The sequence below is a fragment of the Streptomyces sp. NPDC047000 genome (genome assembly GCF_040644295.1).
GTDB lineage: Bacteria > Actinomycetota > Actinomycetes > Streptomycetales > Streptomycetaceae > Streptomyces.
Genome location: NZ_JBEYWE010000002.1, coordinates 66,206 through 89,632, shown reverse-complemented (window position 1 = coordinate 89,632; position 23,427 = coordinate 66,206). Strand labels below are relative to the sequence as shown.

General features: G+C 67.1%; 35 protein-coding genes. 2 read left to right on the top strand and 33 right to left on the bottom strand.

All coding sequences use genetic code 11. The features are described 5' to 3' along the window. Nucleotides 1-136: 136 nt before the first annotated feature. The 30 genes from rplQ to rpsJ form a co-directional block, all read right to left on the bottom strand. On the bottom strand, nucleotides 137-634 hold the full coding sequence (gene rplQ / locus ABZ862_RS03805; protein WP_360951691.1) for a 50S ribosomal protein L17: 498 nt from the start codon (nucleotides 632-634) through the stop codon (nucleotides 137-139). A gap of 162 nt (nucleotides 635-796) precedes the next feature. Next, a complete protein-coding gene (locus ABZ862_RS03800; RefSeq protein WP_003966937.1) occupies nucleotides 797-1,819 on the bottom strand; it encodes a DNA-directed RNA polymerase subunit alpha in 1,023 nt (340 codons plus the stop codon). 172 nt (nucleotides 1,820-1,991) lie between these two features. Continuing rightward, nucleotides 1,992-2,396, bottom strand: a complete 405-nt coding sequence (rpsK, locus tag ABZ862_RS03795; protein WP_003956432.1) for a 30S ribosomal protein S11 — start codon at nucleotides 2,394-2,396, stop codon at nucleotides 1,992-1,994. Between the two features lie 67 nt (nucleotides 2,397-2,463). Then, nucleotides 2,464-2,844 carry a 30S ribosomal protein S13 gene (rpsM, locus tag ABZ862_RS03790; protein ID WP_143627879.1) on the bottom strand — a complete coding sequence of 127 codons (381 nt, stop codon included), beginning with the start codon at nucleotides 2,842-2,844 and terminating at the stop codon, nucleotides 2,464-2,466. 190 nt (nucleotides 2,845-3,034) lie between these two features. Continuing rightward, on the bottom strand, nucleotides 3,035-3,148 hold the full coding sequence (gene rpmJ, locus ABZ862_RS03785; RefSeq protein ID WP_003998809.1) for a 50S ribosomal protein L36: 114 nt from the start codon (nucleotides 3,146-3,148) through the stop codon (nucleotides 3,035-3,037). Between the two features lie 61 nt (nucleotides 3,149-3,209). Next, nucleotides 3,210-3,431 carry a translation initiation factor IF-1 gene (infA, locus tag ABZ862_RS03780; RefSeq protein ID WP_003948620.1) on the bottom strand — a complete coding sequence of 74 codons (222 nt, stop codon included), beginning with the start codon at nucleotides 3,429-3,431 and terminating at the stop codon, nucleotides 3,210-3,212. A gap of 187 nt (nucleotides 3,432-3,618) precedes the next feature. After that, a complete protein-coding gene (gene map / locus ABZ862_RS03775) occupies nucleotides 3,619-4,455 on the bottom strand; it encodes a type I methionyl aminopeptidase (RefSeq protein ID WP_360951687.1) in 837 nt (278 codons plus the stop codon). Nucleotides 4,456-4,627: 172 nt separating this feature from the next. After that, nucleotides 4,628-5,311 carry an adenylate kinase gene (locus ABZ862_RS03770; RefSeq protein ID WP_360951684.1) on the bottom strand — a complete coding sequence of 228 codons (684 nt, stop codon included), beginning with the start codon at nucleotides 5,309-5,311 and terminating at the stop codon, nucleotides 4,628-4,630. Continuing rightward, on the bottom strand, nucleotides 5,311-6,624 hold the full coding sequence (gene secY, locus ABZ862_RS03765) for a preprotein translocase subunit SecY (RefSeq protein ID WP_360951681.1): 1,314 nt from the start codon (nucleotides 6,622-6,624) through the stop codon (nucleotides 5,311-5,313). The genes ABZ862_RS03770 and secY overlap by 1 nt, the downstream gene beginning before the upstream one ends. A 256-nt stretch (nucleotides 6,625-6,880) precedes the next feature. Continuing rightward, complete coding sequence (gene rplO, locus ABZ862_RS03760; RefSeq protein WP_360951678.1) at nucleotides 6,881-7,336, bottom strand: 50S ribosomal protein L15; 456 nt, start codon at nucleotides 7,334-7,336, stop codon at nucleotides 6,881-6,883. A 2-nt stretch (nucleotides 7,337-7,338) separates the two neighbouring features. Next, nucleotides 7,339-7,521, bottom strand: a complete 183-nt coding sequence (gene rpmD / locus ABZ862_RS03755; RefSeq protein WP_360951675.1) for a 50S ribosomal protein L30 — start codon at nucleotides 7,519-7,521, stop codon at nucleotides 7,339-7,341. A 2-nt stretch (nucleotides 7,522-7,523) separates the two neighbouring features. Then, on the bottom strand, nucleotides 7,524-8,129 hold the full coding sequence (gene rpsE, locus ABZ862_RS03750; protein ID WP_003992370.1) for a 30S ribosomal protein S5: 606 nt from the start codon (nucleotides 8,127-8,129) through the stop codon (nucleotides 7,524-7,526). Nucleotides 8,130-8,165: 36 nt separating this feature from the next. Further along, nucleotides 8,166-8,549 (bottom strand): 50S ribosomal protein L18, encoded by a 384-nt coding sequence (gene rplR / locus ABZ862_RS03745; protein ID WP_360951672.1) that lies wholly within the window; start codon nucleotides 8,547-8,549, stop codon nucleotides 8,166-8,168. Between the two features lie 3 nt (nucleotides 8,550-8,552). Next, on the bottom strand, nucleotides 8,553-9,092 hold the full coding sequence (rplF, locus tag ABZ862_RS03740; RefSeq protein WP_360951669.1) for a 50S ribosomal protein L6: 540 nt from the start codon (nucleotides 9,090-9,092) through the stop codon (nucleotides 8,553-8,555). Nucleotides 9,093-9,116: 24 nt separating this feature from the next. After that, complete coding sequence (rpsH, locus tag ABZ862_RS03735) at nucleotides 9,117-9,515, bottom strand: 30S ribosomal protein S8 (RefSeq protein WP_360951667.1); 399 nt, start codon at nucleotides 9,513-9,515, stop codon at nucleotides 9,117-9,119. 244 nt (nucleotides 9,516-9,759) lie between these two features. Continuing rightward, on the bottom strand, nucleotides 9,760-9,945 hold the full coding sequence (locus ABZ862_RS03730; RefSeq protein ID WP_003948630.1) for a type Z 30S ribosomal protein S14: 186 nt from the start codon (nucleotides 9,943-9,945) through the stop codon (nucleotides 9,760-9,762). Nucleotides 9,946-9,950: 5 nt separating this feature from the next. After that, nucleotides 9,951-10,508, bottom strand: coding sequence for a 50S ribosomal protein L5 (gene rplE, locus ABZ862_RS03725; protein WP_360951664.1), 558 nt, complete (start codon nucleotides 10,506-10,508; stop codon nucleotides 9,951-9,953). Further along, nucleotides 10,508-10,831, bottom strand: a complete 324-nt coding sequence (gene rplX, locus ABZ862_RS03720; RefSeq protein ID WP_360951661.1) for a 50S ribosomal protein L24 — start codon at nucleotides 10,829-10,831, stop codon at nucleotides 10,508-10,510. Before rplX ends, rplE begins: the two co-directional genes overlap by 1 nt. 2 nt (nucleotides 10,832-10,833) lie before the next feature. Continuing rightward, entirely contained in the window at nucleotides 10,834-11,202 is a 369-nt protein-coding gene (gene rplN / locus ABZ862_RS03715) for a 50S ribosomal protein L14 (RefSeq protein ID WP_003998823.1), read from the bottom strand. 160 nt (nucleotides 11,203-11,362) lie between these two features. Continuing rightward, entirely contained in the window at nucleotides 11,363-11,650 is a 288-nt protein-coding gene (rpsQ, locus tag ABZ862_RS03710) for a 30S ribosomal protein S17 (protein WP_131564577.1), read from the bottom strand. Further along, on the bottom strand, nucleotides 11,650-11,874 hold the full coding sequence (rpmC, locus tag ABZ862_RS03705; protein ID WP_018564811.1) for a 50S ribosomal protein L29: 225 nt from the start codon (nucleotides 11,872-11,874) through the stop codon (nucleotides 11,650-11,652). The genes rpsQ and rpmC overlap by 1 nt, the downstream gene beginning before the upstream one ends. Continuing rightward, nucleotides 11,874-12,293: a 50S ribosomal protein L16 gene (gene rplP, locus ABZ862_RS03700; RefSeq protein WP_360951656.1), complete on the bottom strand. Its 420-nt coding sequence runs from the start codon at nucleotides 12,291-12,293 to the stop codon at nucleotides 11,874-11,876. Before rplP ends, rpmC begins: the two co-directional genes overlap by 1 nt. A gap of 5 nt (nucleotides 12,294-12,298) precedes the next feature. Beyond that, the gene (gene rpsC, locus ABZ862_RS03695) at nucleotides 12,299-13,129 is read right to left on the bottom strand and encodes a 30S ribosomal protein S3 (protein ID WP_030317320.1); all 831 of its coding nucleotides are present in this window, start codon (nucleotides 13,127-13,129) and stop codon (nucleotides 12,299-12,301) included. Continuing rightward, nucleotides 13,129-13,476: a 50S ribosomal protein L22 gene (gene rplV / locus ABZ862_RS03690; RefSeq protein WP_307128872.1), complete on the bottom strand. Its 348-nt coding sequence runs from the start codon at nucleotides 13,474-13,476 to the stop codon at nucleotides 13,129-13,131. The genes rpsC and rplV overlap by 1 nt, the downstream gene beginning before the upstream one ends. A 39-nt stretch (nucleotides 13,477-13,515) precedes the next feature. Continuing rightward, on the bottom strand, nucleotides 13,516-13,797 hold the full coding sequence (gene rpsS, locus ABZ862_RS03685; RefSeq protein ID WP_030619138.1) for a 30S ribosomal protein S19: 282 nt from the start codon (nucleotides 13,795-13,797) through the stop codon (nucleotides 13,516-13,518). A gap of 12 nt (nucleotides 13,798-13,809) precedes the next feature. Beyond that, on the bottom strand, nucleotides 13,810-14,646 hold the full coding sequence (rplB, locus tag ABZ862_RS03680) for a 50S ribosomal protein L2 (RefSeq protein ID WP_360951651.1): 837 nt from the start codon (nucleotides 14,644-14,646) through the stop codon (nucleotides 13,810-13,812). Nucleotides 14,647-14,696: 50 nt separating this feature from the next. Continuing rightward, nucleotides 14,697-15,116 (bottom strand): 50S ribosomal protein L23, encoded by a 420-nt coding sequence (gene rplW / locus ABZ862_RS03675; protein ID WP_360951648.1) that lies wholly within the window; start codon nucleotides 15,114-15,116, stop codon nucleotides 14,697-14,699. After that, nucleotides 15,116-15,769 carry a 50S ribosomal protein L4 gene (gene rplD, locus ABZ862_RS03670; protein ID WP_360951645.1) on the bottom strand — a complete coding sequence of 218 codons (654 nt, stop codon included), beginning with the start codon at nucleotides 15,767-15,769 and terminating at the stop codon, nucleotides 15,116-15,118. The genes rplW and rplD overlap by 1 nt, the downstream gene beginning before the upstream one ends. An 8-nt stretch (nucleotides 15,770-15,777) precedes the next feature. Next, nucleotides 15,778-16,422, bottom strand: a complete 645-nt coding sequence (rplC, locus tag ABZ862_RS03665) for a 50S ribosomal protein L3 (protein ID WP_360951642.1) — start codon at nucleotides 16,420-16,422, stop codon at nucleotides 15,778-15,780. Between the two features lie 17 nt (nucleotides 16,423-16,439). Further along, a complete protein-coding gene (gene rpsJ / locus ABZ862_RS03660) occupies nucleotides 16,440-16,748 on the bottom strand; it encodes a 30S ribosomal protein S10 (protein WP_003948644.1) in 309 nt (102 codons plus the stop codon). A gap of 488 nt (nucleotides 16,749-17,236) precedes the next feature. Between rpsJ and ABZ862_RS03655 the strand changes: the two genes are divergently transcribed. Beyond that, complete coding sequence (locus ABZ862_RS03655; protein ID WP_360951639.1) at nucleotides 17,237-19,255, top strand: hypothetical protein; 2,019 nt, start codon at nucleotides 17,237-17,239, stop codon at nucleotides 19,253-19,255. A 141-nt stretch (nucleotides 19,256-19,396) separates the two neighbouring features. Further along, nucleotides 19,397-20,335, top strand: coding sequence for a hypothetical protein (locus tag ABZ862_RS03650; protein ID WP_360951636.1), 939 nt, complete (start codon nucleotides 19,397-19,399; stop codon nucleotides 20,333-20,335). Here the strand turns inward: ABZ862_RS03650 and ABZ862_RS03645 are convergent. The 3 genes from ABZ862_RS03645 to ABZ862_RS03635 are packed head-to-tail and all read right to left on the bottom strand — an operon-like array spanning nucleotide 20,314 to nucleotide 23,307. After that, on the bottom strand, nucleotides 20,314-20,880 hold the full coding sequence (locus tag ABZ862_RS03645) for a hypothetical protein (RefSeq protein WP_360951633.1): 567 nt from the start codon (nucleotides 20,878-20,880) through the stop codon (nucleotides 20,314-20,316). The genes ABZ862_RS03650 and ABZ862_RS03645 overlap by 22 nt on opposite strands. Next, nucleotides 20,877-22,916 carry a hypothetical protein gene (locus tag ABZ862_RS03640; protein ID WP_360951631.1) on the bottom strand — a complete coding sequence of 680 codons (2,040 nt, stop codon included), beginning with the start codon at nucleotides 22,914-22,916 and terminating at the stop codon, nucleotides 20,877-20,879. The genes ABZ862_RS03645 and ABZ862_RS03640 overlap by 4 nt, the downstream gene beginning before the upstream one ends. Before the next feature lie 40 nt (nucleotides 22,917-22,956). Next, on the bottom strand, nucleotides 22,957-23,307 hold the full coding sequence (locus tag ABZ862_RS03635) for a hypothetical protein (protein WP_360951629.1): 351 nt from the start codon (nucleotides 23,305-23,307) through the stop codon (nucleotides 22,957-22,959). Nucleotides 23,308-23,427: the final 120 nt, after the last annotated feature.

The window sequence follows — 23,427 nt, the reverse complement described above, 5'->3', positions numbered from 1 at the left end:
CCCGCCCCTCGAAAGGAACGGACCCGCAAGGCGCCCCCAAGGGGCGCGGGACTGTGTCGAACCGCGGCTCCGCCGCGTGGGCGCGACCCACCACGGCGAAGCCGCAGCCGCAAGACACAGAGCCTCCGGCGGACGCTTACGCGTCCTTCGACTCCTCGGCGGCCTCGGTGCCCTCGGCCTCGGGGGCCTTGGTCTCCTCGACCGGCGCCGTCTCCGCGTCCTTGGCGGCACGCTTCGTCGCCGCCTCGGCCTCGCCCACGGCGTTCTGCTGCACCGTCAGCGCCTCGACCAGCTCGATCACGGCCATGGGCGCGTTGTCGCCACGGCGGTTGCCGATCTTGGTGATACGGGTGTAGCCACCCGGACGGTTCTCGTAGCGCGGGCCGATCTCGGTGAAGAGCGTGTGGACGACGCTCTTGTCCGTGATCACCTGGAGCACCTGACGGCGGTTGTGAAGGTCGCCCTTCTTCGCCTTGGTGACCAGACGCTCGGCGTACGGCCGCAGCCGGCGGGCCTTCGCCTCGGTGGTGGTGATACGGCCGTGCTCGAAGAGCGCCTTCGCGAGGTTCGCGAGGAGCAGCTTCTCGTGCGCGGCGCTGCCGCCCAGACGGGCACCCTTGGTGGGCTTCGGCATGGTTCTTCTCCTGTGTGTCTGCCCCGGCCGTATCAGGTACCGAGGTCAGTGTCCGAGCAGACGGTTGCCTGTCGGAGACCCCGCGCCCCTCAGGGACGCGGGGAACCGCGCGACCGGCCACAACCGGCCCGCAGCCGCAGTACGGCCCTCCTCACGGAGCGCTCAGTACTGCTCGGTCTCCACGAACCCGGCGTCCGCGTCGTCGTCCGCGCCGAACGCGTCCGCCGCGGCGGTGGGGTCGAATCCGGGCGGGCTGTCCTTGAGCGCCAGGCCCATGCCGGCCAGCTTCGCCTTGACCTCGTCGATGGACTTCGCACCGAAGTTGCGGATGTCCAGCAGGTCGGCCTCGGAGCGTGCGACCAGCTCACCCACGGAGTGGATGCCCTCACGCTTGAGGCAGTTGTAGGAGCGGACCGTGAGCTCCAGCTCCTCGATCGGCAGCGCGAGGTCGGCGGCCAGGGCGGCGTCCGTGGGGGACGGGCCCATGTCGATGCCCTCGGCGTCGATGTTCAGCTCGCGGGCGAGACCGAACAGCTCGACCAGGGTCTTGCCGGCGGAGGCCATGGCGTCACGGGGACGCATCGCCTGCTTGGTCTCGACGTCGACGATCAGCTTGTCGAAGTCGGTGCGCTGCTCGACACGCGTGGCCTCGACCTTGTACGTGACCTTGAGCACGGGGCTGTAGATGGAGTCGACCGGGATACGGCCGATCTCCTGGCCCACCTGCTTGTTCTGCACGGCGGAGACGTAGCCGCGACCGCGCTCGACGGTCAGCTCCATCTCCAGCTTGCCCTTGCCGTTGAGCGTGGCGAGGACCAGGTCGGGGTTGTGGACCTCGACACCGGCGGGCGGGGCGATGTCGGCGGCGGTCACGAGGCCCGGGCCCTGCTTGCGCAGGTACATCACGACGGGCTCGTCGTGCTCGCTGGACACGACCAGCTGCTTGATGTTGAGGATGAGGTCGGTGACGTCCTCCTTGACGCCCGGCACGGTGGTGAACTCGTGCAGGACACCGTCGATGCGGATGGACGTGACCGCCGCACCCGGGATCGAGGAGAGGAGCGTACGGCGCAGGGAGTTGCCGAGGGTGTAGCCGAAGCCCGGCTCCAGCGGCTCGATCACGAACCGGGAGCGGAACTCGTCGACGACCTCTTCGGTCAACGAGGGACGCTGAGCGATCAGCATGAGGTGATCAGTTCCTTCATTCGTGGACGCCCGCTATTTGACGTCCGACAAAGCCGCGCCCGTGACAGAAGGCGCGGGTACTGCAAGGGTACGGGCGGCACGCCCCGAACACGGGACGTACCGCCCGGAACCGGCCTGCCGGTGCAGCGACGGGCGACGGACGCGACGAGCGTCAGACGCGGCGACGCTTCGGCGGGCGGCAGCCGTTGTGCGGGGTCGGGGTGACGTCCTGGATGGAGCCGACCTCGAGGCCCGTGGCCTGCAGGGAGCGGATCGCGGTCTCGCGGCCGGAACCCGGGCCCTTCACGAACACGTCGACCTTGCGCATGCCGTGCTCCTGGGCGCGGCGGGCAGCCGACTCGGCGGCCATCTGCGCGGCGAACGGCGTGGACTTCCGGGAGCCCTTGAAGCCGACGTGGCCGGCGGAGGCCCAGGAGATCACGTTGCCGGACGGGTCCGTGATGGAGACGATCGTGTTGTTGAACGTGCTCTTGATGTGCGCGTGACCGTGAGCGACGTTCTTCTTTTCCTTGCGGCGCACCTTCTTGGCAGCGCCCTGACGACCCTTGGGGGGCATCCTTTAACTCCTACGGGGGAGGTGGTCGGTCCTACAGCGAAGACCGTGGACGGGTGTCCGCTGCGGACTACTTCTTGCCCGGCTTCTTCTTGCCGGCGATCGCGCGACGCGGGCCCTTGCGGGTACGGGCGTTGGTGCTGGTGCGCTGACCACGGACGGGCAGACCGCGGCGGTGCCGCAGACCCTGGTAGCAGCCGATCTCGACCTTGCGGCGGATGTCGGCCTGGATCTCGCGACGGAGGTCACCCTCGGTCTTGATGTTGCTGTCGACGTACTCGCGGATCGCGACGAGCTGCTCTTCCGTCAGGTCGCGGACGCGGGTGTTCGGGTCGATACCGGTCTCGGCCAGCGTCTGCTGGGAGAGGGTCCGGCCGATCCCGAACACGTAGGTGAGGGCGACCTCCACACGCTTCTCGCGCGGGATGTCGACACCGGAAACGCGTGCCATTCAATGGCTCCAGTTGTCTTCGGAGGTCTTCCGCAGAACCGGCTCCCCGTCCGCCGTACGAGGTACGGACCGGGTCCCCGGCCTCCGAGCCGGGGGTGTCGAGCCATGTCGGCTCGGGCTCCGCGTATGAACATGTTCAGCTTGCGTCGCGCGAATCTCTGCGGATCGAAGCAGAGGGATCGGTCCTGCGTCAGCCCTGGCGCTGCTTGTGGCGCGGGTTCTCGCAGATGACCATGACCCGGCCGTGACGGCGGATCACCCTGCACTTGTCGCAGATCTTCTTGACGCTCGGCTTGACCTTCATGGGATTGAGGTTCTCCGGGTCAGTTGCCGGCAGCCCCGCTCACACGGGACGTGGGCAAGATCTACTTGTACCGGTAGACGATCCGGCCACGCGTCAGGTCGTACGGAGACAGCTCCACCACGACCCGGTCGTCAGGGAGGATGCGGATGTAGTGCATACGCATCTTGCCGCTGATGTGTGCCAGGACCTGGTGGCCGTTCTGGAGCTCGACCTTGAACATGGCGTTCGGCAGAGACTCGACGACAGTGCCCTCGATCTCGATGGCACCTTGCTTCTTGGCCACGCTTCGCCCTTCGGAATCGACTACCTTGATCGACTCCAGCGCACCGCTCGAGTGCATGCGGACATGCGGGTGCAAGGAAGCCGACGAGTCAGTCTACGTCAAGCGCACCCGGAAACACGAATCGGGTGAGTCTGCCCCACTGTGAAGATCATTATGCCGCCCGGTCCGGCGGAGCCCCGGCGCCGCCTCAGCCCAGCGGGTCCGGAGCCGCCGTGATGCCCAGCTCCGCCAGCTTCGCCCGGCCGCCGTCGGGGGCCGTGAGCACCAGCGGGCCCTGCTCGGTCAGCGCGATCGAGTGCTCCCAGTGCGAGGACCAGGTGCCGTCCGTGGTGACGACCGTCCACTCGTCCTGCAGCACCCGGGTGCGCGGGGTGCCCAGGGACACCATCGGCTCGATAGCCAGGCAGATGCCGGGGACCAGCTTGGGACCCTTGCCGCGGCGCCGGTCGACGTAGTTCAGCAGATGCGGGTCCATGTGCATCTCGGTGCCGATGCCGTGGCCGCCGTAGTCCTCGATGATGCCGTACCTGCCGCCGCCCGGCTTCGGCTGACGGCGGATGTAGGTCTCGATGGCGCGGGAGACGTCGACCAGGCGGTTGCCCTGCTTCATGGCCGCGATGCCCGCCCACATCGACTCCTCGGTGACCCGGGAGAGCTCGATCAGCTCGGGGGCGTGGCCGGAGCCGACGAAGGCCGTGTAGGCGGCGTCGCCGTGCCAGCCGTCGACGATCGCCCCGCAGTCGATGGAGATGATGTCGCCGTCCTTGAGGACGACCTCGTCGGACGGGATGCCGTGGACCACGACGTCGTTCACGGAGGTGCAGATGGTGGCCGGGAAGCCGCCGTAGCCCAGGAAATTGGGCTTGGCGTTGTGCTCGGCGAGGACCTTGCGGGCGACCTGATCGAGATCCTTGGTGGACGCCCCGGGCACCGCGGCCTCGCGCGTGGCCGCGTGGACGGCGGCGACGACCAGCCCCGCCTCACGCATCGTGGCGATCTGCTGGGGAGTCTTGATCTGCACCATGGGGCCCTGCGCTCTCCGTCACTCACGTCAACCGGTGTCACTCACGTCAACCGGTCACTGGTCACCCGGTCACTGGTCACCCGGTTAGCTGGTCATCTGTACAACAGTACGGCCGTGACACCCTCACGGGCGCCACGGCCGGACCTTCCACCGACGGCTGTCGGGCCGGGCCCTAGCGGGCCTCGGCCTCGGTCTTCGTCTGGGCCTTGGTCGCCTTCAGGGCCTCCATGGCCCGTCCGGTGACCTCCTCCACCTTGCCGAGCGCGCTGATCGTGACCACCAGGTCCTGGGCCCTGTAGTAGTCGATGATCGGCTCGGTCTGGGTGTGGTAGACCTCCAGACGCTTGCGGACCGTGTCCTCGGAGTCGTCGTCACGCTGGTAGAGCTCGCCGGCGCACTCGTCGCAGACGCCGTCCTGCGCGGGCTGCTTGTAGGCCACGTGGAACACGTGCGCCGAGTCGTTGCGGCAGATGCGGCGGCCGGCGATGCGCCGGACCACCTCGTCCTCGGGGACTTCCAGGTCGAGTACGGCGTCGAGACCGATGGTCTCGGTCCGCAGCAGCTCGTCGAGCGCCTCGGCCTGCGACACGTTGCGCGGGAACCCGTCCAGCAGGAAGCCGTTCACGGCGTCCGGCTGCTCCATACGGTCCTTGGCCATCGCGATGGTGACCTCGTCCGGCACCAGATTGCCCGCGTCCATGTAGGACTTCGCGAGCTTGCCCAGTTCGGTCTGGCGGCTGATGTTGGCGCGGAACAGATCGCCCGTGGAGATGTGCGGAATGGAGAGGTTCTTTGCGAGGTACGCGGCTTGCGTCCCTTTTCCGGCGCCCGGCGGCCCGACGAGGACGATTCGCATCAGCGGAGGAACCCTTCGTAATTGCGCTGCTGGAGCTGGCTCTCGATCTGCTTCACCGTCTCGAGACCCACACCCACGATGATCAGGATGCTCGTCCCTCCGAAGGGGAAGTTCTGGCTTGCCCCGAAGCCGACCAACGCCATCGTCGGCACGAGAGCGATCAGACCCAAGTACAGCGAACCCGGCCAGGTGATCCGGTTGAGTACGTACGACAGATACTCAGCGGTCGGTCGGCCAGCCCGGATGCCCGGGATGAAGCCACCATACTTCTTCATGTTGTCGGCGACTTCCTCGGGGTTGAAGGAGATCGCCACGTAGAAGAACGCGAAGAAAACGATCAGCAAGAAGTAGAGGGTGATGTAGATCGGGTGGTCGCCCTTGGTCAGGTTCTGCTGCACCCACGCCTTCCAGCCCGAGTTCCCGCCGGAGAACTGGGCGACCAGCGCCGGGATGTAGAGCAGCGAGGACGCGAAGATGACCGGGATCACACCCGCCTGGTTGACCTTCAGGGGGATGTAGGTCGAGGTGCCGCCGTAGGACCGGCGGCCGATCATGCGCTTGGCGTACTGCACGGGGATGCGGCGCTGGGCCTGCTCCACGAAGACCACCAGACCGACCATGACCAGGCCGACCGCGATGACGGTGGTGAACTCGATCCAGCCGCCCGCCAGGGTGCCCTGCTTCTTGATGGCCCACAGCGAGGACGGGAACGTCGCGGCGATCGAGATGAACATCAGGATCGACATGCCGTTGCCGATGCCCCGGTCGGTGATGAGCTCGCCGAGCCACATGACCACGGCCGTACCGGCGGTCATGCAGACCACCATGGTGATCGTCGAGAAGATCGCGCGGTCCGGGACGATGCTGCTCGCCACCGTGCAGCCGGAGAACAGCGCGCCGCTGCGGGCGGTGGCCACCAGGCCGGTGCCCTGCAGGATGGCGAGCGCCACGGTCAGGTAGCGGGTGTACTGCGTGATCTTCGTCGTACCGGCCTGGCCCTCCTTCTTGAGGGCTTCCAGACGCGGGATGACGACGGTCAGCAGCTGAAGGATGATGCTGGCCGTGATGTACGGCATGATGCCGAGCGCGAAGATCGTGATCTGGAGGAGCGCGCCGCCGCTGAACATGTTGACCAGGCCGAAGAGGCCCTGGTTGCCGGACGCCTCGTTCACACAGGTCTGGACGGCCTTGTAGTTGACGCCGGGGATCGGGACGTGGGTACCGACCCGGTAGACCACGATGATGCCCAGCGTGAAGAGGAGCTTCTTGCGCAGGTCGGGCGTCCTGAACGCCCGGGCGAACGCGGTGAGCACGGTGCCTCCTGCGACCCCCGCGCAAGTGCGTCAAGGGTGACGGTCGTGAGGTGCGACGAATAAGACAAAAACAAGGTGACGAATGACCAACGGTCGGCTGCCGTTCAGGGTGCCCCATGTGAGGCGCCCGTGAAAGTGGGCAGTGCTGGCCACCATACCGGCGCGACGGGTTCCCTAGGAACGACCGACCGGGGATACCCCTTTTGTGGGGTATCCCCGGTCGGGATCGCTCATGTCATCGAAGCGCCTGAAGGACTCAGACGAGCTCGGTGACCGTGCCGCCGGCGGCGGTGATCTTCTCCTTGGCGGAGCCGGAGACGGCGTCGACCGTCACCTGCAGCGCCACGGAGACCTCGCCCTGGCCGAGAACCTTGACGAGCGAGTTCTTGCGAACGGCGCCCTTGGCCACCAGACCCTCGACGGTGACCTCGCCACCCTCGGGGTAGAGCGTGGCCAGCTTGTCGAGGTTCACGACCTGGTACTCGGTCTTGAACGGGTTCTTGAAGCCCTTCAGCTTCGGGAGGCGCATGTGCAGCGGCATCTGGCCGCCCTCGAAGCGCTCCGGAACCTGGTAGCGGGCCTTGGTGCCCTTGGTACCACGACCGGCCGTCTTGCCCTTCGACGCCTCACCACGACCGACACGGGTCTTGGCGGTCTTGGCACCCGGGGCGGGACGGAGGTTGTGGATCTTGAGCGGGTTCGTCTCCGCCATGATCAGTCGACCTCCTCGACCGTCACGAGGTGACGGACATGGCGCACCATGCCGCGGAACTCGGGGCGGTCCTCCTTGACGACCTGCGAGTTGATCCCCTTGAGACCGAGGGACCGCAGGGTGTCACGGTGGTTCTGCTTGCTGCCGATGTAGGACTTGACCTGCGTGATCTTGAGCTGAGCCATGATTACGCACCCGCCCCGGCACGCGCGCGCAGCAGGGCCGCGGGGGCGACGTCCTCGAGCGGCAGACCGCGGCGGGCCGCGATCTCCTCGGGACGCTGCAGGCCCTTGAGGGCCGCCACGGTCGCGTGCACGATGTTGATCGCGTTGTCGGAGCCGAGCGACTTCGACAGCACGTCGTGGATACCGGCGCACTCGAGCACGGCACGCACCGGACCACCGGCGATGACGCCGGTACCGGGCGACGCGGGCTTCAGCAGTACGACGCCGGCCGCCTTCTCACCCTGGATGGGGTGCGGGATGGTGCCCTGGATCCGGGGGACCTTGAAGAAGTGCTTCTTGGCCTCCTCAACGCCCTTGGCGATGGCGGCCGGCACCTCCTTGGCCTTGCCGTATCCGACACCCACGGTGCCGTCACCGTCGCCCACCACGACCAGCGCGGTGAAGCTGAAGCGACGACCACCCTTCACAACCTTGGCGACACGGTTGATCGCGACGACGCGCTCGACGTACGCGGTCTTCTCGGCGGCAGCAGCGCCGCCGTCACGGCCCTTCCGGTCCCGCCGCTCGCCGCCACCGGCACCGCCACCGCGGCGCTGGGGTCCAGCCATTGGATTACCTCTCTCTTTTCCGCTAGCTACGGCTGCTCAGAACCTGAGCCCGGCTTCGCGGGCGGCGTCCGCCAGGGCGGCGATGCGCCCCGCGTACTGGTTGCCACCACGGTCGAACACGACAGCCTCGACGCCGGCGGCCTTGGCACGCTCGGCGACCAGGGCGCCGACCTGCTTGGCCTGCGTGGACTTGTCGCCCTCGCCACCGCGGATCGAGGTGTCCAGAGTGGACGCCGATGCCAGGGTGTGGCCCTTGAGGTCGTCGATCACCTGCGCCACGATGTGGCGGTTGGAGCGGGTCACGACCAGACGGGGGCGCTCCGCCGTACCGGCGATCCGCTTGCGGATCCGGATGTGGCGGCGCTTGATCGCGGCGCGCTTGTAGGCGTCGCCCTTGAGGATCTTCTGCCCGTATGCCATGGCTTACTTACCCGCCTTTCCGACCTTGCGGCGGATGACTTCGCCCTCGTACTTGACACCCTTGGCCTTGTACGGGTCGGGCTTGCGCAGCTTGCGGATGTTGGCCGCAACCTCGCCGACCTTCTGCTTGTCGATGCCCTCGACCTGGAAGTGGGTCGGGTTCTCCACCTTGAAGGTGATTCCCTCGGGGGCCTCGACCGTGATCGGGTGGCTGTAACCGAGCGCGAACTCGAGGTTCGAGCCCTTGGCGGCCACGCGGTAACCGACACCGCTGATCTCGAGCTTCTTCACGTAACCCTGGGTCACGCCGGTGATCATGTTCGCCACCAGCGTGCGGGACAGGCCGTGCAGGGCCTTGCTCTGACGCTCGTCGTTGGGGCGGGTCACCTGCAGGGTGCCGTCCTCGCCCTTGGCGATCTCGATCGGCGCCACGACGGTGTGGGTCAGCGAGCCCTTGGGGCCCTTGACCGAGACCGTCCGGCCGTCGATGGTGACGTCCACGCCGGCGGGAACCGCGATGGGGAGCTTGCCGATGCGCGACATAGCTGTTTCCTCCGTTCCCTTCCGTTACCAGACGTAGGCGAGGACTTCCCCGCCCACGCCCTTCTTGCCGGCCTGCTTGTCGGTGAGGAGCCCGTACGACGTGGAGATGATCGCCACGCCGAGGCCGCCCAGCACCTTCGGCAGGTTGGTGGACTTCGCGTACACCCGGAGACCGGGCTTGGAGATCCGCTTGATGCCCGCGATGGAGCGCTCACGGTTCGGGCCGAACTTCAGCTCGAGGACGAGGTTCTTGCCGACCTCGGCGTCCTCGGTCTTCCAGCCCGTGATGAAGCCCTCCTGCTGGAGGATCTCCGCGATGTGCGACTTGATCTTCGAGTGCGGCATCGACACCGCATCGTGGTAAGCCGAGTTCGCATTCCGCAGACGCGTCAACATGTCTGCGATCGGATCAGTCATGGTCATGAATTGGCCTGTGGCCTTTCTCGCCGGGGTTTCCTATATGCGCCATCCCTCTCCCCGTACTCATGAAGACGGGACGGGTGCGGCGCGGGGACCTACGGCGTAGTAAGCAATCGTTCAGCGGACGGCTGTCCGCAGGTGATCCAGGGCGGCGAAGGCCCAACCCTCCAAGCCTACGGCATGGAAGGGGGTGGCCTTCGCCGACCCGGTTGCTTACCGAGAGGTCCCAGAATCCCGAAGTACGGGATTACCAGGAGCTCTTGGTCACGCCCGGCAGCTCGCCGCGGTGAGCCATCTCACGAAGGCACACACGGCAGAGGCCGAACTTGCGGTACACGGAGTGCGGGCGGCCGCAGCGCTGGCAGCGGGTGTAGCCACGCACACCGAACTTGGGCTTGCGAGCAGCCTTAGCGATCAGAGCCTTCTTCGCCATCTCGCTCACGCCTCCTTGAACGGGAAGCCGAGGTGACGAAGGAGCGCGCGGCCCTCAGCGTCGTTGGTCGCCGTGGTCACCACGGTGATGTCCATACCCCGGACGCGGTCGATCTTGTCCTGGTCGATCTCGTGGAACATGACCTGCTCCGTGAGACCGAAGGTGTAGTTGCCACGGCCGTCGAACTGCTTGGGGGACAGACCGCGGAAGTCGCGGATGCGCGGCAGCGCGAGCGACAGGGTGCGGTCCAGGAACTCCCACATGCGGTCGCCACGAAGCGTGACGTGGGCACCGATCGGCTGGCCCTCACGCAGCTTGAACTGCGCGATGGACTTGCGGGCCTTGGTGACGGCCGGCTTCTGACCGGTGATCGTGGTGAGGTCGCGGATGGCGCCCTCGATCAGCTTGGAGTCGCGGGCGGCGTCGCCCACACCCATGTTGACCACGATCTTGACGAGGCCGGGGATCTGCATGACGTTCGCGTACTTGAACTCGTCGCGCAGCTTGCCCGCGATCTCCTCGCGGTACTTCGTCTTGAGACGCGGCGTGGTGGTGGTAGCCATCAGATGTCCTCACCCGTCCGCTTGGCAACGCGGATCTTGTTGCCCTCATCGTCGAAGCGGTAACCGACACGCGTGACGACCTTCTTGCCGTCCTTCTCCACGACCAGCTGGACGTTGGAGACGTGGATCGGCGCCTCGGTGGTGACGATGCCGCCGGCCTGCGAACCGCGAGCGGTCGGACCGGCCTTGGTGTGCTTCTTGACCCGGTTGACGCCCTCGACCAGGACCCGGTCCTCGCGGGGGAAGGCCGCGATGACCTTGCCCTGCTTGCCCTTGTCCTTGCCGGTGACGACCTGGACCAGGTCACCCTTCTTGATCTTCATGCTTACAGCACCTCCGGCGCGAGCGAGATGATCTTCATGAACTTCTTCTCGCGCAGCTCCCGGCCGACCGGGCCGAAGATGCGGGTGCCGCGAGGGTCGCCGTCGTTCTTGAGAATGACGGCGGCGTTCTCGTCGAAGCGGATGTACGAGCCGTCCGGACGGCGGCGCTCCTTGACGGTGCGAACGATGACCGCCTTGACGACGTCACCCTTCTTCACGTTGCCACCGGGGATCGCGTCCTTGACGGTGGCGACGATGACGTCACCGATGCCCGCGTAGCGGCGACCGGAGCCACCGAGCACACGGATGCAAAGAATTTCCTTCGCACCCGTGTTGTCGGCGACGCGCAGTCGCGACTCCTGCTGGATCACGTCTATCTCCTGAATGTCTGCCGGTTCCCCGGGAGCCGCTCAGCGGAGCGGCTCCCGGAGCCTGGCGGAACTGTCCTGCGAGGGGTGCCCCGCAGGAAAATGCTGCATGGTGCGGACTCCCCGAGGGGACTCCGCAACCTGCCGAATCCCCTGGAGGGGACTACTTGGCCTTCTCGAGGATCTCGACGACGCGCCAGCGCTTCGTCGCGGACAGCGGCCGGGTCTCCATGAGGAGGACACGGTCGCCGACACCCGCGGCGTTCTGCTCGTCGTGCGCCTTGAGCTTGTTCGTACGGCGGATGACCTTGCCGTACAGGGCGTGCTTCACGCGGTCCTCGACGGCGACGACGACGGTCTTGTCCATCTTGTCGCTGACGACGAGACCCTCGCGGGTCTTGCGGAAGCCACGCGCCTCGGTCTTCTCAGCAGTCACATTGCTCTCGCTCATCAGGCGTTCTCCACCGTTTCGATGCCCAGCTCACGCTCGCGCATCAGGGTGTAGATCCGCGCGATGTCCTTGCGGACCGCCTTGAGACGGCCGTGGTTCTCGAGCTGACCGGTCGCCGCCTGGAAGCGGAGATTGAACAGCTCTTCCTTGGCCTCGCGGAGCTTGCCCAGCAGCTCCTCGTTGCCCAGCTCGCGCAGCTCGGACGCCTTGGTACCGGCCGACATCACGCTTCACCTGCCTCGCGCTTGACGATCCGGCACTTCATCGGCAGCTTGTGGGCCGCACGGGTCAGCGCCTCACGGGCGATCTTCTCGTTGGGGTACGACAGCTCGAACATCACGCGTCCGGGCTTGACGTTGGCGATCCACCACTCCGGGGAACCCTTACCGGAACCCATGCGGGTCTCGGCGGGCTTCTTGGTGAGGGGACGGTCCGGGTAGATGTTGATCCAGACCTTGCCACCACGCTTGATGTGACGCGTCATGGCGATACGAGCGGCCTCGATCTGACGGTTGGTCACATACGCCGGGGTGAGCGCCTGGATACCGTACTCGCCGAACGCGACCGTGGTGCCGCCCTTGGCCGCGCCGCTGCGCGTGGGGTGGTGCTGCTTGCGGTGCTTGACCCTACGGGGGATCAGCATGACGGTCAGGCCTCCGTTCCGGTGCTCTCAGCCGGAGCGGCGGCGGCGGGAGCCTCGGCCTTGGGGGCCTCGGCGCCGGCAGCCTGCTGCGGCTTGCGACCGCGCCCGCCACGCTCGCCACCGCGGCCACCGCGGGCCGGGCGGTCAGCGCCGCCACGGGCCGGGCGGTTGCCGGCACGGGCAGCGGCGTTCTCGGCGCGGACCTCGGCGATGTTCTTGACGTCGCCCTTGTAGATCCAGACCTTCACACCGATACGGCCGAAGGTCGTCTTGGCCTCGAAGAAGCCGTAGTCCACGTTCGCGCGGAGCGTGTGCAGGGGCACACGGCCCTCGCGGTAGAACTCCGAGCGGGACATCTCGGCGCCGCCGAGGCGGCCACCGCACTGGATCTTGATGCCCTTGGCGCCGGCCTTCATGGCGGACTGCATGCTCTTGCGCATGGCCCGGCGGAAGGAGACGCGGGAGGAGAGCTGCTCGGCGACGGCCTGGGCCACGAGCTGAGCGTCCGTCTCGGGGTTCTTGACCTCGAGGATGTTCAGCTGGACCTGCTTGCCGGTGAGCTTCTCGAGGTCGCCGCGGATGCGGTCGGCCTCGGCGCCGCGGCGGCCGATGACGATGCCCGGACGAGCGGTGTGGATGTCCACCCGCACGCGGTCACGGGTGCGCTCGATCTCCACCTTGGAGATGCCGGCGCGCTCCATGCCGGACGTCATCATCCGGCGGATGGCGACGTCTTCCTTGACGTAGTCCTTGTACAGCTTGTCGGCGTACCAGCGCGACTTGAAGTCGGTGGTGACACCGAGCCGGAACCCATGCGGGTTAACCTTCTGGCCCATTACCGGGTTCCTTCCTTGCTGCTGACGACCACGGTGATGTGGCTGGTCCGCTTGCGGATCCGGTAGGCACGGCCCTGGGCGCGCGGCCGGAACCGCTTCAGGGTCGGGCCCTCGTCGACGTAGGCCTCGGAGATGACCAGGCTCGTCGCGTCGGTGTGGTCGTAGTTGTGCGCGGCGTTGGCGATGGCGCTGTCGAGCACCTTGCCAACAGGAACCGAGGCAGCCTGCGGAGCGAATCGCAGGACGGCCTGGGCCTCCGTGGCGTCCATGCCACGGATGAGGTCCACCACGCGGCGGGCCTTCATGGGCGTGACGCGGATGTACCGCGCCTGGGCCCTGGCTTCCATGGTTGTCCCTTCAGTTTCTTACGTCTGAATGCGATCCGCTTAGCGGCGCTTCGACTTGCGGTCGTCCTTGACGTGACCCCGGAAGGTGCGCGTCGGCGAGAACTCGCCGAGCTTGTGGCCGACCATCGACTCGGTGACGAACACCGGGATGTGGGTCTTGCCGTTGTGCACCGCGATCGTGTGGCCCAGCATGGCCGGGACGATCATCGAGCGGCGGGACCAGGTCTTGATGACGTTCTTGGAACCGGCTTCGTTCTGTACGTCCACCTTCTTGATCAGGTGGTCGTCGACGAAGGGCCCCTTCTTCAGGCTACGCGGCATCTCAACCCGTCCTTAGCGCTTCTTGTTCGTCTTGCGGCGGCGGACGATGTACTTGTTCGACGCCTTCTTGGGCGAACGAGTACGGCCTTCCTTCTGGCCCCACGGGGACACGGGGTGACGGCCACCGGAGGTCCGGCCCTCACCACCACCGTGCGGGTGGTCGACCGGGTTCATGACCACACCACGGACGGTCGGGCGGACGCCCAGCCACCGCTTGCGGCCCGCCTTGCCCCAGTTGATGTTGCTCTGCTCGGCGTTGCCGACCTCACCGACGGTGGCGCGGCAGCGCGCGTCCACCATGCGGATCTCGCCGGACGGCATACGGAGGGTCGCCATGGCGCCCTCACGCGCGAGCAGCTGCACCGAGGCACCCGCGGAACGGGCGAACTTGGCGCCACCGCCGGGACGGAGCTCGATCGCGTGGACCGTGGTACCGACGGGGATGTTGCGGAGAGCCAGGTTGTTGCCCGGCTTGATGTCGGCCCCGGGACCGTTCTCGACGCGGTCGCCCTGGACCAGGCCGCGCGGCGCGAGGATGTAGCGCTTCTCGCCGTCGGCGTAGTGCAGCAGCGCGATGCGCGCGGTGCGGTTGGGGTCGTACTCGATGTGCGCGACCTTCGCCGGCACGCCGTCCTTGTCGTGACGACGGAAGTCGATCACTCGGTAGGCGCGCTTGTGTCCGCCACCCTGGTGGCGAACGGTCACACGACCGGCGTTGTTACGGCCGCCCTTGCTGTGCAGGGGACGGACCAGCGACTTCTCCGGCGTGGACCGCGTGACCTCGACGAAGTCGGCGACGCTGGCGCCACGACGGCCCGGCGTAGTCGGCTTGTACTTGCGGATTCCCATTGTCTCTCAGTCCTCGGAAATTTCCCGATTATCTGGACGCTCCGAGCCGCTTACGCGGTCGGACCGCCGAAGATGTCGATGCGGTCGCCCTCGGCAAGGGTCACGATCGCCCGCTTGCTGCCCGCGCGCTGACCGAAACCGGTCTTCGTGCGCTTGCGCTTGCCCTGGCGGTTGATCGTGTTGACCCCGGTGACCTTGACCGAGAAGACCGCCTGGACGGCCTGCTTGATCTGGGTCTTGTTGGCGTTCGGGTCGACGATGAACGTGTACTTGTTCTCGTCGAGGAGCGCGTAGCTCTTCTCCGACACGACCGGCTTCAGCAGGACGTCACGGGGGTCCGTGTACGACTTGCTGAGCGGCGTCTCGACGGTGTTCTTGCCCTCGGTGGCGTGGCGGCGTGCCTTGGCGACGCGCGCGGCCTTGGCCGCCTTGGCGGCCTTGGAGGCGATGCTCGGGTGACGGATGGCCATCAGACCTCGCTCCCTTCGGTGTCATTGGCCTTCGGGCCGGACACGAAGGACTCGAAAGCGGCCTGGGTGAAGACCACGTCGTCCGAGACGAGAACGTCGTACGTGTTCAGCTGGCCCGGCTCCAGGATGTGGACCTGGGGCAGGTTGCGGGCGGACAGCCACGCGGCCTCGTCGGCGCGGTCGATGACCAGGAGCAGGTTCTTGCGCTCGCTGATCTTGCCGAACAGGCTCTTCGCGGCCTTGGTGCTGGGGTTGTCGCCCTCGACCACGCCGGAGACGACGTGGATGCGGTCGTGGCGCGCCCGGTCGGTGAGGGCACCGCGCAGGGCGGCGGCCTTCATCTTCTTCGGGGTGCGCTGCGAGTAGTCACGCGGCTGCGGGCCGTGGACGACGCCACCGCCGGCGAACTGCGGGGCGCGGGTCGAACCCTGACGGGCGCGGCCGGTGCCCTTCTGGCGGTACGGCTTCTTGCCGCCACCACGGACCTCGCCGCGCGTCTTGGTCTTGTGCGTGCCCTGGCGGGCAGCGGCCAGCTGCGCGACGACGACCTGGTGGAGCAGCGGAACGCTGACCTTGGCGTCGAAGATCTCCGCGGGGAGCTCGACGGTACCGGCCTTCTCGCCCGCCGGCGAAAGGATGTCAACAGTGCTCATCGGTTACCTCAGGCCCCCTTGGCCGCGGTGCGGACCAGGACGAGGCCGCCGTTCGGACCGGGAACCGCGCCCTTGATGAGCAGCAGACCCTTCTCCGCGTCAACGGCGTGGACGGTCAGGTTCTGGGTGGTGACCCGCTCGTTGCCCATACGACCCGCCATGCGGAGGCCCTTGAACACACGGCCCGGGGTGGCGCAGCCGCCGATGGAGCCCGGGGAGCGGTGCTTGCGCTGGGTGCCGTGTCCGGCGCCGAGGCCCTTGAAGTTGTGACGCTTCATGACACCGGCGAAGCCCTTGCCCTTGCTCTTGCCGGTCACGTCGACCTTGACGCCGGCCTCGAAGACCTCGGCGGTGACTTCCTGGCCGAGCGTGTACTCGGCGGCGTCAGCCGTGCGGATCTCGACGAGGTGGCGGCGAGGGGTGACGTCGGCCTTCGCGAAGTGGCCCTTGAGGGGCTTGTTCACCTTGCGCGGGTCGATCTCGCCGAAGGCGAGCTGGACGGACTCGTAGCCGTCGACGTCGTTCGTACGGACCTGGGTGACGACGTTGGGGCCGGCCTTGACGACGGTGACCGGAACAACACGGTTGTTCTCGTCCCACACCTGCGTCATGCCGAGCTTCTCGCCCAGGATGCCCTTGATCTGCTTGGTCATTCTCAGCTCACCGGCCCTCAGAGCTTGATCTCGATGTCGACACCGGCCGGGAGGTCGAGTCGCATCAGAGAGTCAACGGTCTTGGGGGTCGGGTCGAGGATGTCGATCAGGCGCTTGTGCGTGCGCATCTCGAAGTGCTCGCGCGAGTCCTTGTACTTGTGCGGCGACTTGATGACGCAGTACACGTTCTTCTCAGTGGGCAGCGGCACCGGGCCCGCGACCGACGCACCAGTACGCGTCACCGTCTCGACGATCTTCTTCGCCGAGGAGTCGATGACTTCGTGGTCGTAGGCCTTGAGCCGGATGCGGATCTTCTGTCCCGCCATGGCTACTCCGTAGTCCTGTCTCTGTAAACGCTCCGGAACCCGGACGCCCTCTGTCGTTCTCCGACCCACGCGGTCGGGTGTGTCGCACTCTCGCCGACACAGATGTCCCTTGATCGAACATCCCTGCGGGGACTGCGCACGGCCCTACCAGAACCGCGGACCGGGGACAAAAGGCCCACCGGGCGCCTGGCCGGTGCTGCACTGACACTTCCCGGAAGATTCCCGTACGTCCAACCCACATGGGGTTGACGAGTACTGTGGGACTCGCTTCCGGTCCCCCCGGCGGGAGGCGCGCAGCATCAACACTCGACCGAGCAACTCGGACAGTCTGCCATACGAGACGGGGGGCTGGCCAATCGGGGCGTAGAGAGTACCCCCGGGACGACAACGGTCAAACCCGCGCCACCCACCGCTTCCCCTTGTTCTACGCTGTGCCACCGGCCGGCTGCGGAACGCGCACACACGGCACCGGGTGAGGGGGGTTCACCATGACGTCCAGGCCACGAAGACCGAGGGCTCTGCTGCCGCGCACCGCTCTGGCCGCCACTGCCGCGCTGTTGCTGGTGGGCCTGCTGCCGACGACCGCGGAAGCCCATCGCGACGGCTGTCACCGCTGGCATTCGTGCCCGTCCGACACCGGCTCCTACGTATGCGGCGACCTCGGCTACGACACCTACTGCGGAGGGACGGCTGACGCCGGCGACGCTCCGACCAAGTCCGTCGACGTCACCGCTCCCCGACAACCGAACGTGGCCAGGTCCCACTCGGGCCGGGGCGGCAAGGTGAGCCTCACCGTCACCGCGGAACAGGGCGCGCACCTCGAGGTCGCGGAGAACGACGAGTACGGGGACGCAGGAAACACCGTCGCGAAGGCCACGGCGACCGGGGGCGCGCAGACCATCACGTTCAGGGCCGCAACTGGCTCGCACACCTACACCGTCACCGCCACGGACTCCGCCGGCAACGTCAGTGACGTATCGGACGAGATATCCCTTGACGTGGACGCAGACGCCCCGCCCCTCACCGGCCTGTCTGTGACCGACCCCGACACGACGACAGCCACGGCGCACCTGGCATTCGCCTCGGCGCCCGGGGCGACGTACGTGGCGACCGTCGTCGGCCGGAAGGACCGGGTCACCGGCACCGTGGGGGCGGACGCCGAGGTCACCGACGCCGCCCTCGTCCTGCCCGACGGCAGCTACACGGTTCGGGTCACGGTGACGGACGACACCGGCAATGCGCGGCAGAAGGAGCGCAAGCTGAGGGTGGCGCTCGGCAGGCTCGCCCCGCGGGTGACCGCCGACCGGGCACGCGGTTCCGGCGCCGTGGCTTTCACGATCACGGCGCCGCCGCACAGCAAGGGGGCACTCACCATCGGCGAGGCCCCGGAGAAGCGCTTCACCACCGATGGCAGCGGCCTGGCCACCGTCGCCGTCCGGCTGCCCGACGGACGGCACCCGGCGCCCGCCGTCACGGTCACGGACGCCTACGGCCGGTCCGGAAGCGCGAAGGGCAGTCCGCTGATCGTGGACACTGCGGCGCCCGCACTGAAGGTCATTCCGGACATCGACCGCGCCTCCCACGGAGACCTGGCCCTGACCGTGGCCACGACACCCCGCACCAGGGTGACCGTGCTCTACGGCCACGGCATCCACGAGGACTTCGTCTCCTCGGGCCGCACATCCACCGTGACCAGAGCGCTCGACCCCGGCACCTACCACGTGAAGGTGACGGCGACGGATGCCTACGGCAATACCTCCACCAAGCTGCTGTCCGTGCCCGTGGACGACCGTCGGACCCCTGTCGAGTGGCTGGCAGTGGTGTTGAAGTCCGTGGTCGGTCTGGCCGTCCTCATGCTGGCCGTCGTCGCCCACCGTCGCACCCGCCCGGCCCGCGAGGCTTTCAAGGCGAGGCAGGCAGCGGCACGCTACGAACGCGACCTCGGCACATGGCAGCGCGAGCACGACAGGCTGGTCGGACTCGCCGAGTTCGCCGCGGAACTGGGCGAGGAGGAGCATGTGGACGGCGGATGGCAGCCCTCCTGGGGCAAGCGGAAGCGCGGCGAGTCGGCGTGGTGGCTGACCGGCGCCGATCTGGTGCAGCCTGCACGCGACGGCAGGGGTGTCGACGTACGGGACTCTGGCACGGTGATAATCACCGCACAGCGGATGCTGTTCATCGGCGGCACCCGGCGGGAATGGCTGTTCGCGAAGGTCGAAAAGATCGAACACAGCGGCAGGGACGTGACGTTGATACGCGTATCCAACCGCACCAAGCTCTCCGGCGTGCGCTACCGCCTGGCCCCCGAGAAGACCCGTATCGCTCTCGACTCGGCCATCGCGGAGGCCCCACCCGGTACGGCCCCTCAACTCGGTACGGGCCGGCGCCCGTTGCTAGCCGGTCTGCGCCAAGCGATCACGACCCACGACCGCAGCCGCCCCGTAGCGCCGCACACACCCGCACCGCGCCCTCATGTCACAGCGCCGTCCCCTTCCAGCTCTCGCTGATCACTCAGACGGGTGACTTTCCGCAACTCAGCTGGCTTTTCCGGTGATTGATCTACATATGCTCCTGGCAACAGCAGTGGGTGAACGTTCGTACGCAGCCTGCTACGACCGTTTCACCCCGACGAGAGGCCGAGCACCACCATGGTCAGTTCCCCGCACGAAGTGATGCACCGGATCTTCCAGGAGGACCCAGGACTCTTCGCCCGCACCGCCAGGACCCTCGGCATCCCGTTCGCCGACCCGGTCTCCAGCGAGCTGCTTCCGACCGACGTCACCGAGATCTATCCGCTCGAACGGCGCGTGGACACCGTGCTGAGCATCAAGACCGCCCGCTCGGAGCACTACATTCTCGCGATCGAGGCTCAGGGCAAACAGGACCCGGACAAGCCGGCGAGCTGGACCTACTACCTCGCTTACCTCTACGCCAAGTACCGACTGCCCCCCGTGCTCGCAGTCGTCTGCCAGGACCGCGCCACCGCCAGGTGGGCGGCCCGTCACGTGGACATCGGACCGGCACACTGGCCCGCGCTCACCCTGCGCCCGATGGTGCTCGGGCCGAACAACATCCCCGTCTTCACCACACCGGACAAGGTGGCGCAGGACCCGTCGATGTCGGTCCTTTCGGCCGTGGTCCACCGCCGCGATCCGGAGATCAAGGCCATACTGGACGCGATGGCTCCTGCCCTGCGCGCCCTGCAGGACCGCGACGAAGACACCGCCGAGAAACTCATCGAACTGACCCTGCAAGGCCTGGACAAGACCCCGGCCGCAGACCTTTGGAGGGAACTCATGGCCGTCGACCTCTCATTCTTCCAGTCCTCCGTCGCCGACGAGCTGCGCGACGAGGGCCGGGCCGCAGGCGTAGCCGAAGGTGTGGCCAAGGGCGTAGCCCAGGGAAAGGCCGAGGACATCACACTTCTCCTGGACCGCCGGGGTATCGAGTTCTCGGACGAGGAACGGGAGCGCGTCACGTCCTGCGAGGACCTCGACCTCCTCGGCCGCTGGTTCGACCGGGCCATCACGGCAACGTCGAGCGACGAGGTCTTCGCCGAGTCGGGTCACGACGACGACGCCTTCTGAGGCCTGGTGCCCTTCTCACAACCCAGGGTCTTGAGGGTGGCCGGGAAGTAGGCCCTCATGAACCTCTCGATATCCTTCCGGTGTGTGTAGTCCTGCTGCCGCACCTGCGGGAGTTGGAGGGTGAGGGTGAAGTAGTTGCCACCCTTGGTTTTGCAGGGAGCGGTGGAGATGGCTCCGTCGGTTCCAAGTACCGTCTTGTAAACGAAGTCGATACTGCGCGGATCGGTAACACCTGACACTGACCCAGTGCCCGTAGCCAAGTACATCAGGTTCATCGGTACTTCATCCCAGGAAAATCTGAAGCGGAGAACCGCATCATTTTCCGCAATTAGCAGACATGGTGCGGAAATAGCACTGGAGCGGTCGACGCGATCATATTCGCGGAATCCGGCATCGGATGAAACGAGATGACGCGTCAAATTGCGGTCGACTTTCACACCACAGATCGTTTGGGGAATCTCATATCCGCCAGCACACGATGCCACTGAAGCACCGGCCATAAACACAGCAATAAATAGGCCGATACTACGGTAGGTCGACGTCACTTTGGTCGCACCCCAGACACACCCGCAGCATGAGCAACCCCATCCTCAGCCGACCTGCCGATCTCAGCGCGAGAATCGAAGTTTGAACTATTCTCACGAGGACCCTTAGACCATTCTGCTGCGAGAGCCATCAATTGACCATTCCTCCGATCGTAGGCGTCTACACTCTCCTTAGTTTGACTATCATCGATCCTTTCCTGCTCATCAGCCAACCACTGATCCGTCACATAATCAAACCCCTCCTGCACATCACCCCCCACCACCGGAATATAACCAATCGCCTTGTCGAAGATAGGCTTGGTGGTGAATTCTGCCGTCTTCGGGTCGCCCTGGGCCTGGATGCGGGCCTCCTCCAGGAAACCCACCGTGCGGCCGGCGCGGACCAGGGACTCCGTGGAGTGGGAGTGGTCGCCGTGGATGCCGGCCACCATCGCCTGGTTCAACCCCCCGTTCAGCGTGCCGTAAGCGTCCTTGTCCTTGGACACCTGTTTGGCCACCTCGAACAGTTCATGCTGGTCCAGCGGCGACTCGGAGATGGCCACTTCACTCATCCCCGCGTGTACCGCTCCCCCGTGATTGACGAGCATCGCGGCCACCGGTTTCCGGAGTGACGGCGGGAACTCGTCCTCGCTGTCCGCCAGATATTTCAGTGAGTTCTTGAAGACCGCGTCGTTCTCCGGTGTGTGGGCGACGTAGTGGCCGTGTCTGTCCGCGGGGTCGATTCCCGTGGCCGCCGCCTGCAATGCCGCCCCGAAGCCGGTGCGGTCGTCGCCGTCCGGTCCCGGGGTGTACGTCGCCACCTTCGGCCCTTCCTGGGTGTGAAGGGCGACGTTCCAGTCGCGGTCCTTCATCAGGTATCGCAGGTGGTCGCCGGAATTCAGGTAATGTGCCGCACCGGCCGGGTCGTGGCTCATGATGCCCAGCATTCCGTCCACGGGGTCGTTCGCGAACCAGCCTCCCCGTTTTCCGCTGTAGTCGCCTTTCAGACGCCAGACACCGGGGTTCTCCCGCTCCGCCCTGATCATGTCGTCGGTCAGGTCGCCCAGCATGGCGGGGGAATAGCCGTGTCCCTTCTCCATGAGAGTCACCAGCGACTGGTATCCCACCGCCTTGTCCAGGTACGCGCCCTGGGCCTGCGTGGCGAAGTGCGCGATCCCCGCCTTCCTCATCTGCGCACGCCAGTGCCGGTACCAGGCCGACCCCGTGTCCCTGGTCGCCGTCGCCAGGGTGTCCGCCAGGCCCCTCTCGACGGACGCGTAGTCACCGCCGGTGCCGCCACTCCCGTGGATCACGTCGTTCAGCTCGTTCGTCAGCCGGATCGTGCCGCTCGCGCCCAAGTCGTCGAGAAGTGTGCGGGAGAACGTCCCGTCGTCCTCGTTGTCCCTGAACAGGCGCCGCAACTCTGCGAGTTCGCGGTGCGAGAGGTGACAGCCCCGGGACACCCGGCCGAGCAGTCCCTCCGTCTCCGCCGCCTCGTACTTCTCGACGTCGCCCAGCGCCCGCCCGTTGAATCCCCGGCCGCCGACCAGGACGTCCGAGTCCACGACGGCCGCCGTCAGCGCGATCCGTACCCCGTCGTCCGCATCAGCGACATCCCGGACCGCCCTGTCCAGCCGCTCCTGCCAGCGGGCGACGGCCTCGTGCCCCTCGCCCTCGTCCCAGTCCTGGCCTCTGCCCTCGCCGAGGCTCACCGCTCCCCGTTCCGACACCCGCATTCCCGCCGCCACCGCGTCCGTCCGGGCCGCCTCCACCCGCCCCCGGAGACCCGTGAACTGCGCGTGCGCGTCCCGTAGCAGCGAGGCGATCGCCTTCGCCTCCGTCTGCGCGTATCCGTACTCCTTCAGCGTCGCGTCGAAGCGTGCGTGCGCCGCCGTGGCGCTCAGGCCGGTCCAGCCGGGGCCCGTCGAGACGCCGTGCACATCGCGGCGGTAGGCCGTCTCCTGCTTCGCGAACTCGGCCGCCATGCCGTCCCAGCGCTCCGCGGCCGTGGTGAGCGCGGTCAGACGGGCAGTCATCACCTCGTGGTAGGTGAGCATCCGAGATCGTCCCCCTCCAGTACCGGCTTCAGCACCGGCTTCAGTACCGGTCCAGCGCCGACGTCTCCCGCAGCGCCGAACCCGCCGCCAGGTCCGCGCTCGTCAGGACCCGGTTGCCGGCGCCCAGCGCGTCGCGCTCCGAGCCGAGGCGGTCCAGCAGGTTCCGTACCTGGTCCGACCAGGTGTCGTGGGCCTTGCGGAGCGCGGACGCGGTCGCCCAGCCGTCGGCGAGCGCCTTCACGGCCGCCGCCGTCTCCTCTTCCGCCCAGCGGCCCGCCTTCGCGGTGTCCGGCTCGATGTGCCGCTCCAGCGACCGTGCCGCCGCCCGTTTCTCGGCGGGCGAGGACACCAGATCGGGCCGTCCGGAGACATCGACCGCGTCACCCGGCATCCTCGCCACCTCTCGCCCTGCCACCGCATCACCCGTCGGCACTTCAACGGTTGCGCGCGGGGTTCGGTCACGGTGGCGTTCACCCCCACCAGGTTGACCGCCCGTCCCCGGACACACGAA

Excerpts from the sequence above, each read along its gene's own strand:
- rplQ (WP_360951691.1), bottom strand. The coding sequence starts at position 634 with ATGCCGAAGCCCACCAAGGGTGCCCGTCTGGGCGGCAGCGCCGCGCAC.
- ABZ862_RS03800 (WP_003966937.1), bottom strand. The coding sequence starts at position 1,819 with ATGCTGATCGCTCAGCGTCCCTCGTTGACCGAAGAGGTCGTCGACGAG.
- rpsK (WP_003956432.1), bottom strand. The coding sequence starts at position 2,396 with ATGCCCCCCAAGGGTCGTCAGGGCGCTGCCAAGAAGGTGCGCCGCAAG.
- rpsM (WP_143627879.1), bottom strand. The coding sequence starts at position 2,844 with ATGGCACGCGTTTCCGGTGTCGACATCCCGCGCGAGAAGCGTGTGGAG.
- rpmJ (WP_003998809.1), bottom strand. The coding sequence starts at position 3,148 with ATGAAGGTCAAGCCGAGCGTCAAGAAGATCTGCGACAAGTGCAGGGTG.
- map (WP_360951687.1), bottom strand. The coding sequence starts at position 4,455 with ATGGTGCAGATCAAGACTCCCCAGCAGATCGCCACGATGCGTGAGGCG.
- ABZ862_RS03770 (WP_360951684.1), bottom strand. The coding sequence starts at position 5,311 with ATGCGAATCGTCCTCGTCGGGCCGCCGGGCGCCGGAAAAGGGACGCAA.
- rplO (WP_360951678.1), bottom strand. The coding sequence starts at position 7,336 with ATGGCGGAGACGAACCCGCTCAAGATCCACAACCTCCGTCCCGCCCCG.
- rpmD (WP_360951675.1), bottom strand. The coding sequence starts at position 7,521 with ATGGCTCAGCTCAAGATCACGCAGGTCAAGTCCTACATCGGCAGCAAG.
- rpsE (WP_003992370.1), bottom strand. The coding sequence starts at position 8,129 with ATGGCTGGACCCCAGCGCCGCGGTGGCGGTGCCGGTGGCGGCGAGCGG.
- rplR (WP_360951672.1), bottom strand. The coding sequence starts at position 8,549 with ATGGCATACGGGCAGAAGATCCTCAAGGGCGACGCCTACAAGCGCGCC.
- rplF (WP_360951669.1), bottom strand. The coding sequence starts at position 9,092 with ATGTCGCGCATCGGCAAGCTCCCCATCGCGGTTCCCGCCGGCGTGGAC.
- rpsH (WP_360951667.1), bottom strand. The coding sequence starts at position 9,515 with ATGACCATGACTGATCCGATCGCAGACATGTTGACGCGTCTGCGGAAT.
- ABZ862_RS03730 (WP_003948630.1), bottom strand. The coding sequence starts at position 9,945 with ATGGCGAAGAAGGCTCTGATCGCTAAGGCTGCTCGCAAGCCCAAGTTC.
- rplE (WP_360951664.1), bottom strand. The coding sequence starts at position 10,508 with ATGGCTACCACCACCACGCCGCGTCTCAAGACGAAGTACCGCGAGGAG.
- rplX (WP_360951661.1), bottom strand. The coding sequence starts at position 10,831 with ATGAAGATCAAGAAGGGTGACCTGGTCCAGGTCGTCACCGGCAAGGAC.
- rpsQ (WP_131564577.1), bottom strand. The coding sequence starts at position 11,650 with ATGAGCGAGAGCAATGTGACTGCTGAGAAGACCGAGGCGCGTGGCTTC.
- rpmC (WP_018564811.1), bottom strand. The coding sequence starts at position 11,874 with ATGTCGGCCGGTACCAAGGCGTCCGAGCTGCGCGAGCTGGGCAACGAG.
- rplP (WP_360951656.1), bottom strand. The coding sequence starts at position 12,293 with ATGCTGATCCCCCGTAGGGTCAAGCACCGCAAGCAGCACCACCCCACG.
- rpsC (WP_030317320.1), bottom strand. The coding sequence starts at position 13,129 with ATGGGCCAGAAGGTTAACCCGCATGGGTTCCGGCTCGGTGTCACCACC.
- rplV (WP_307128872.1), bottom strand. The coding sequence starts at position 13,476 with ATGGAAGCCAGGGCCCAGGCGCGGTACATCCGCGTCACGCCCATGAAG.
- rpsS (WP_030619138.1), bottom strand. The coding sequence starts at position 13,797 with ATGCCGCGTAGCCTGAAGAAGGGGCCCTTCGTCGACGACCACCTGATC.
- rplB (WP_360951651.1), bottom strand. The coding sequence starts at position 14,646 with ATGGGAATCCGCAAGTACAAGCCGACTACGCCGGGCCGTCGTGGCGCC.
- rplW (WP_360951648.1), bottom strand. The coding sequence starts at position 15,116 with ATGGCCATCCGTCACCCGAGCATCGCCTCCAAGGCCGCCAAGGCGGCC.
- rplD (WP_360951645.1), bottom strand. The coding sequence starts at position 15,769 with ATGAGCACTGTTGACATCCTTTCGCCGGCGGGCGAGAAGGCCGGTACC.
- rplC (WP_360951642.1), bottom strand. The coding sequence starts at position 16,422 with ATGACCAAGCAGATCAAGGGCATCCTGGGCGAGAAGCTCGGCATGACG.
- rpsJ (WP_003948644.1), bottom strand. The coding sequence starts at position 16,748 with ATGGCGGGACAGAAGATCCGCATCCGGCTCAAGGCCTACGACCACGAA.
- ABZ862_RS03655 (WP_360951639.1), top strand. The coding sequence starts at position 17,237 with ATGACGTCCAGGCCACGAAGACCGAGGGCTCTGCTGCCGCGCACCGCT.
- ABZ862_RS03650 (WP_360951636.1), top strand. The coding sequence starts at position 19,397 with ATGGTCAGTTCCCCGCACGAAGTGATGCACCGGATCTTCCAGGAGGAC.
- ABZ862_RS03640 (WP_360951631.1), bottom strand. The coding sequence starts at position 22,916 with ATGCTCACCTACCACGAGGTGATGACTGCCCGTCTGACCGCGCTCACC.
- ABZ862_RS03635 (WP_360951629.1), bottom strand. The coding sequence starts at position 23,307 with ATGCCGGGTGACGCGGTCGATGTCTCCGGACGGCCCGATCTGGTGTCC.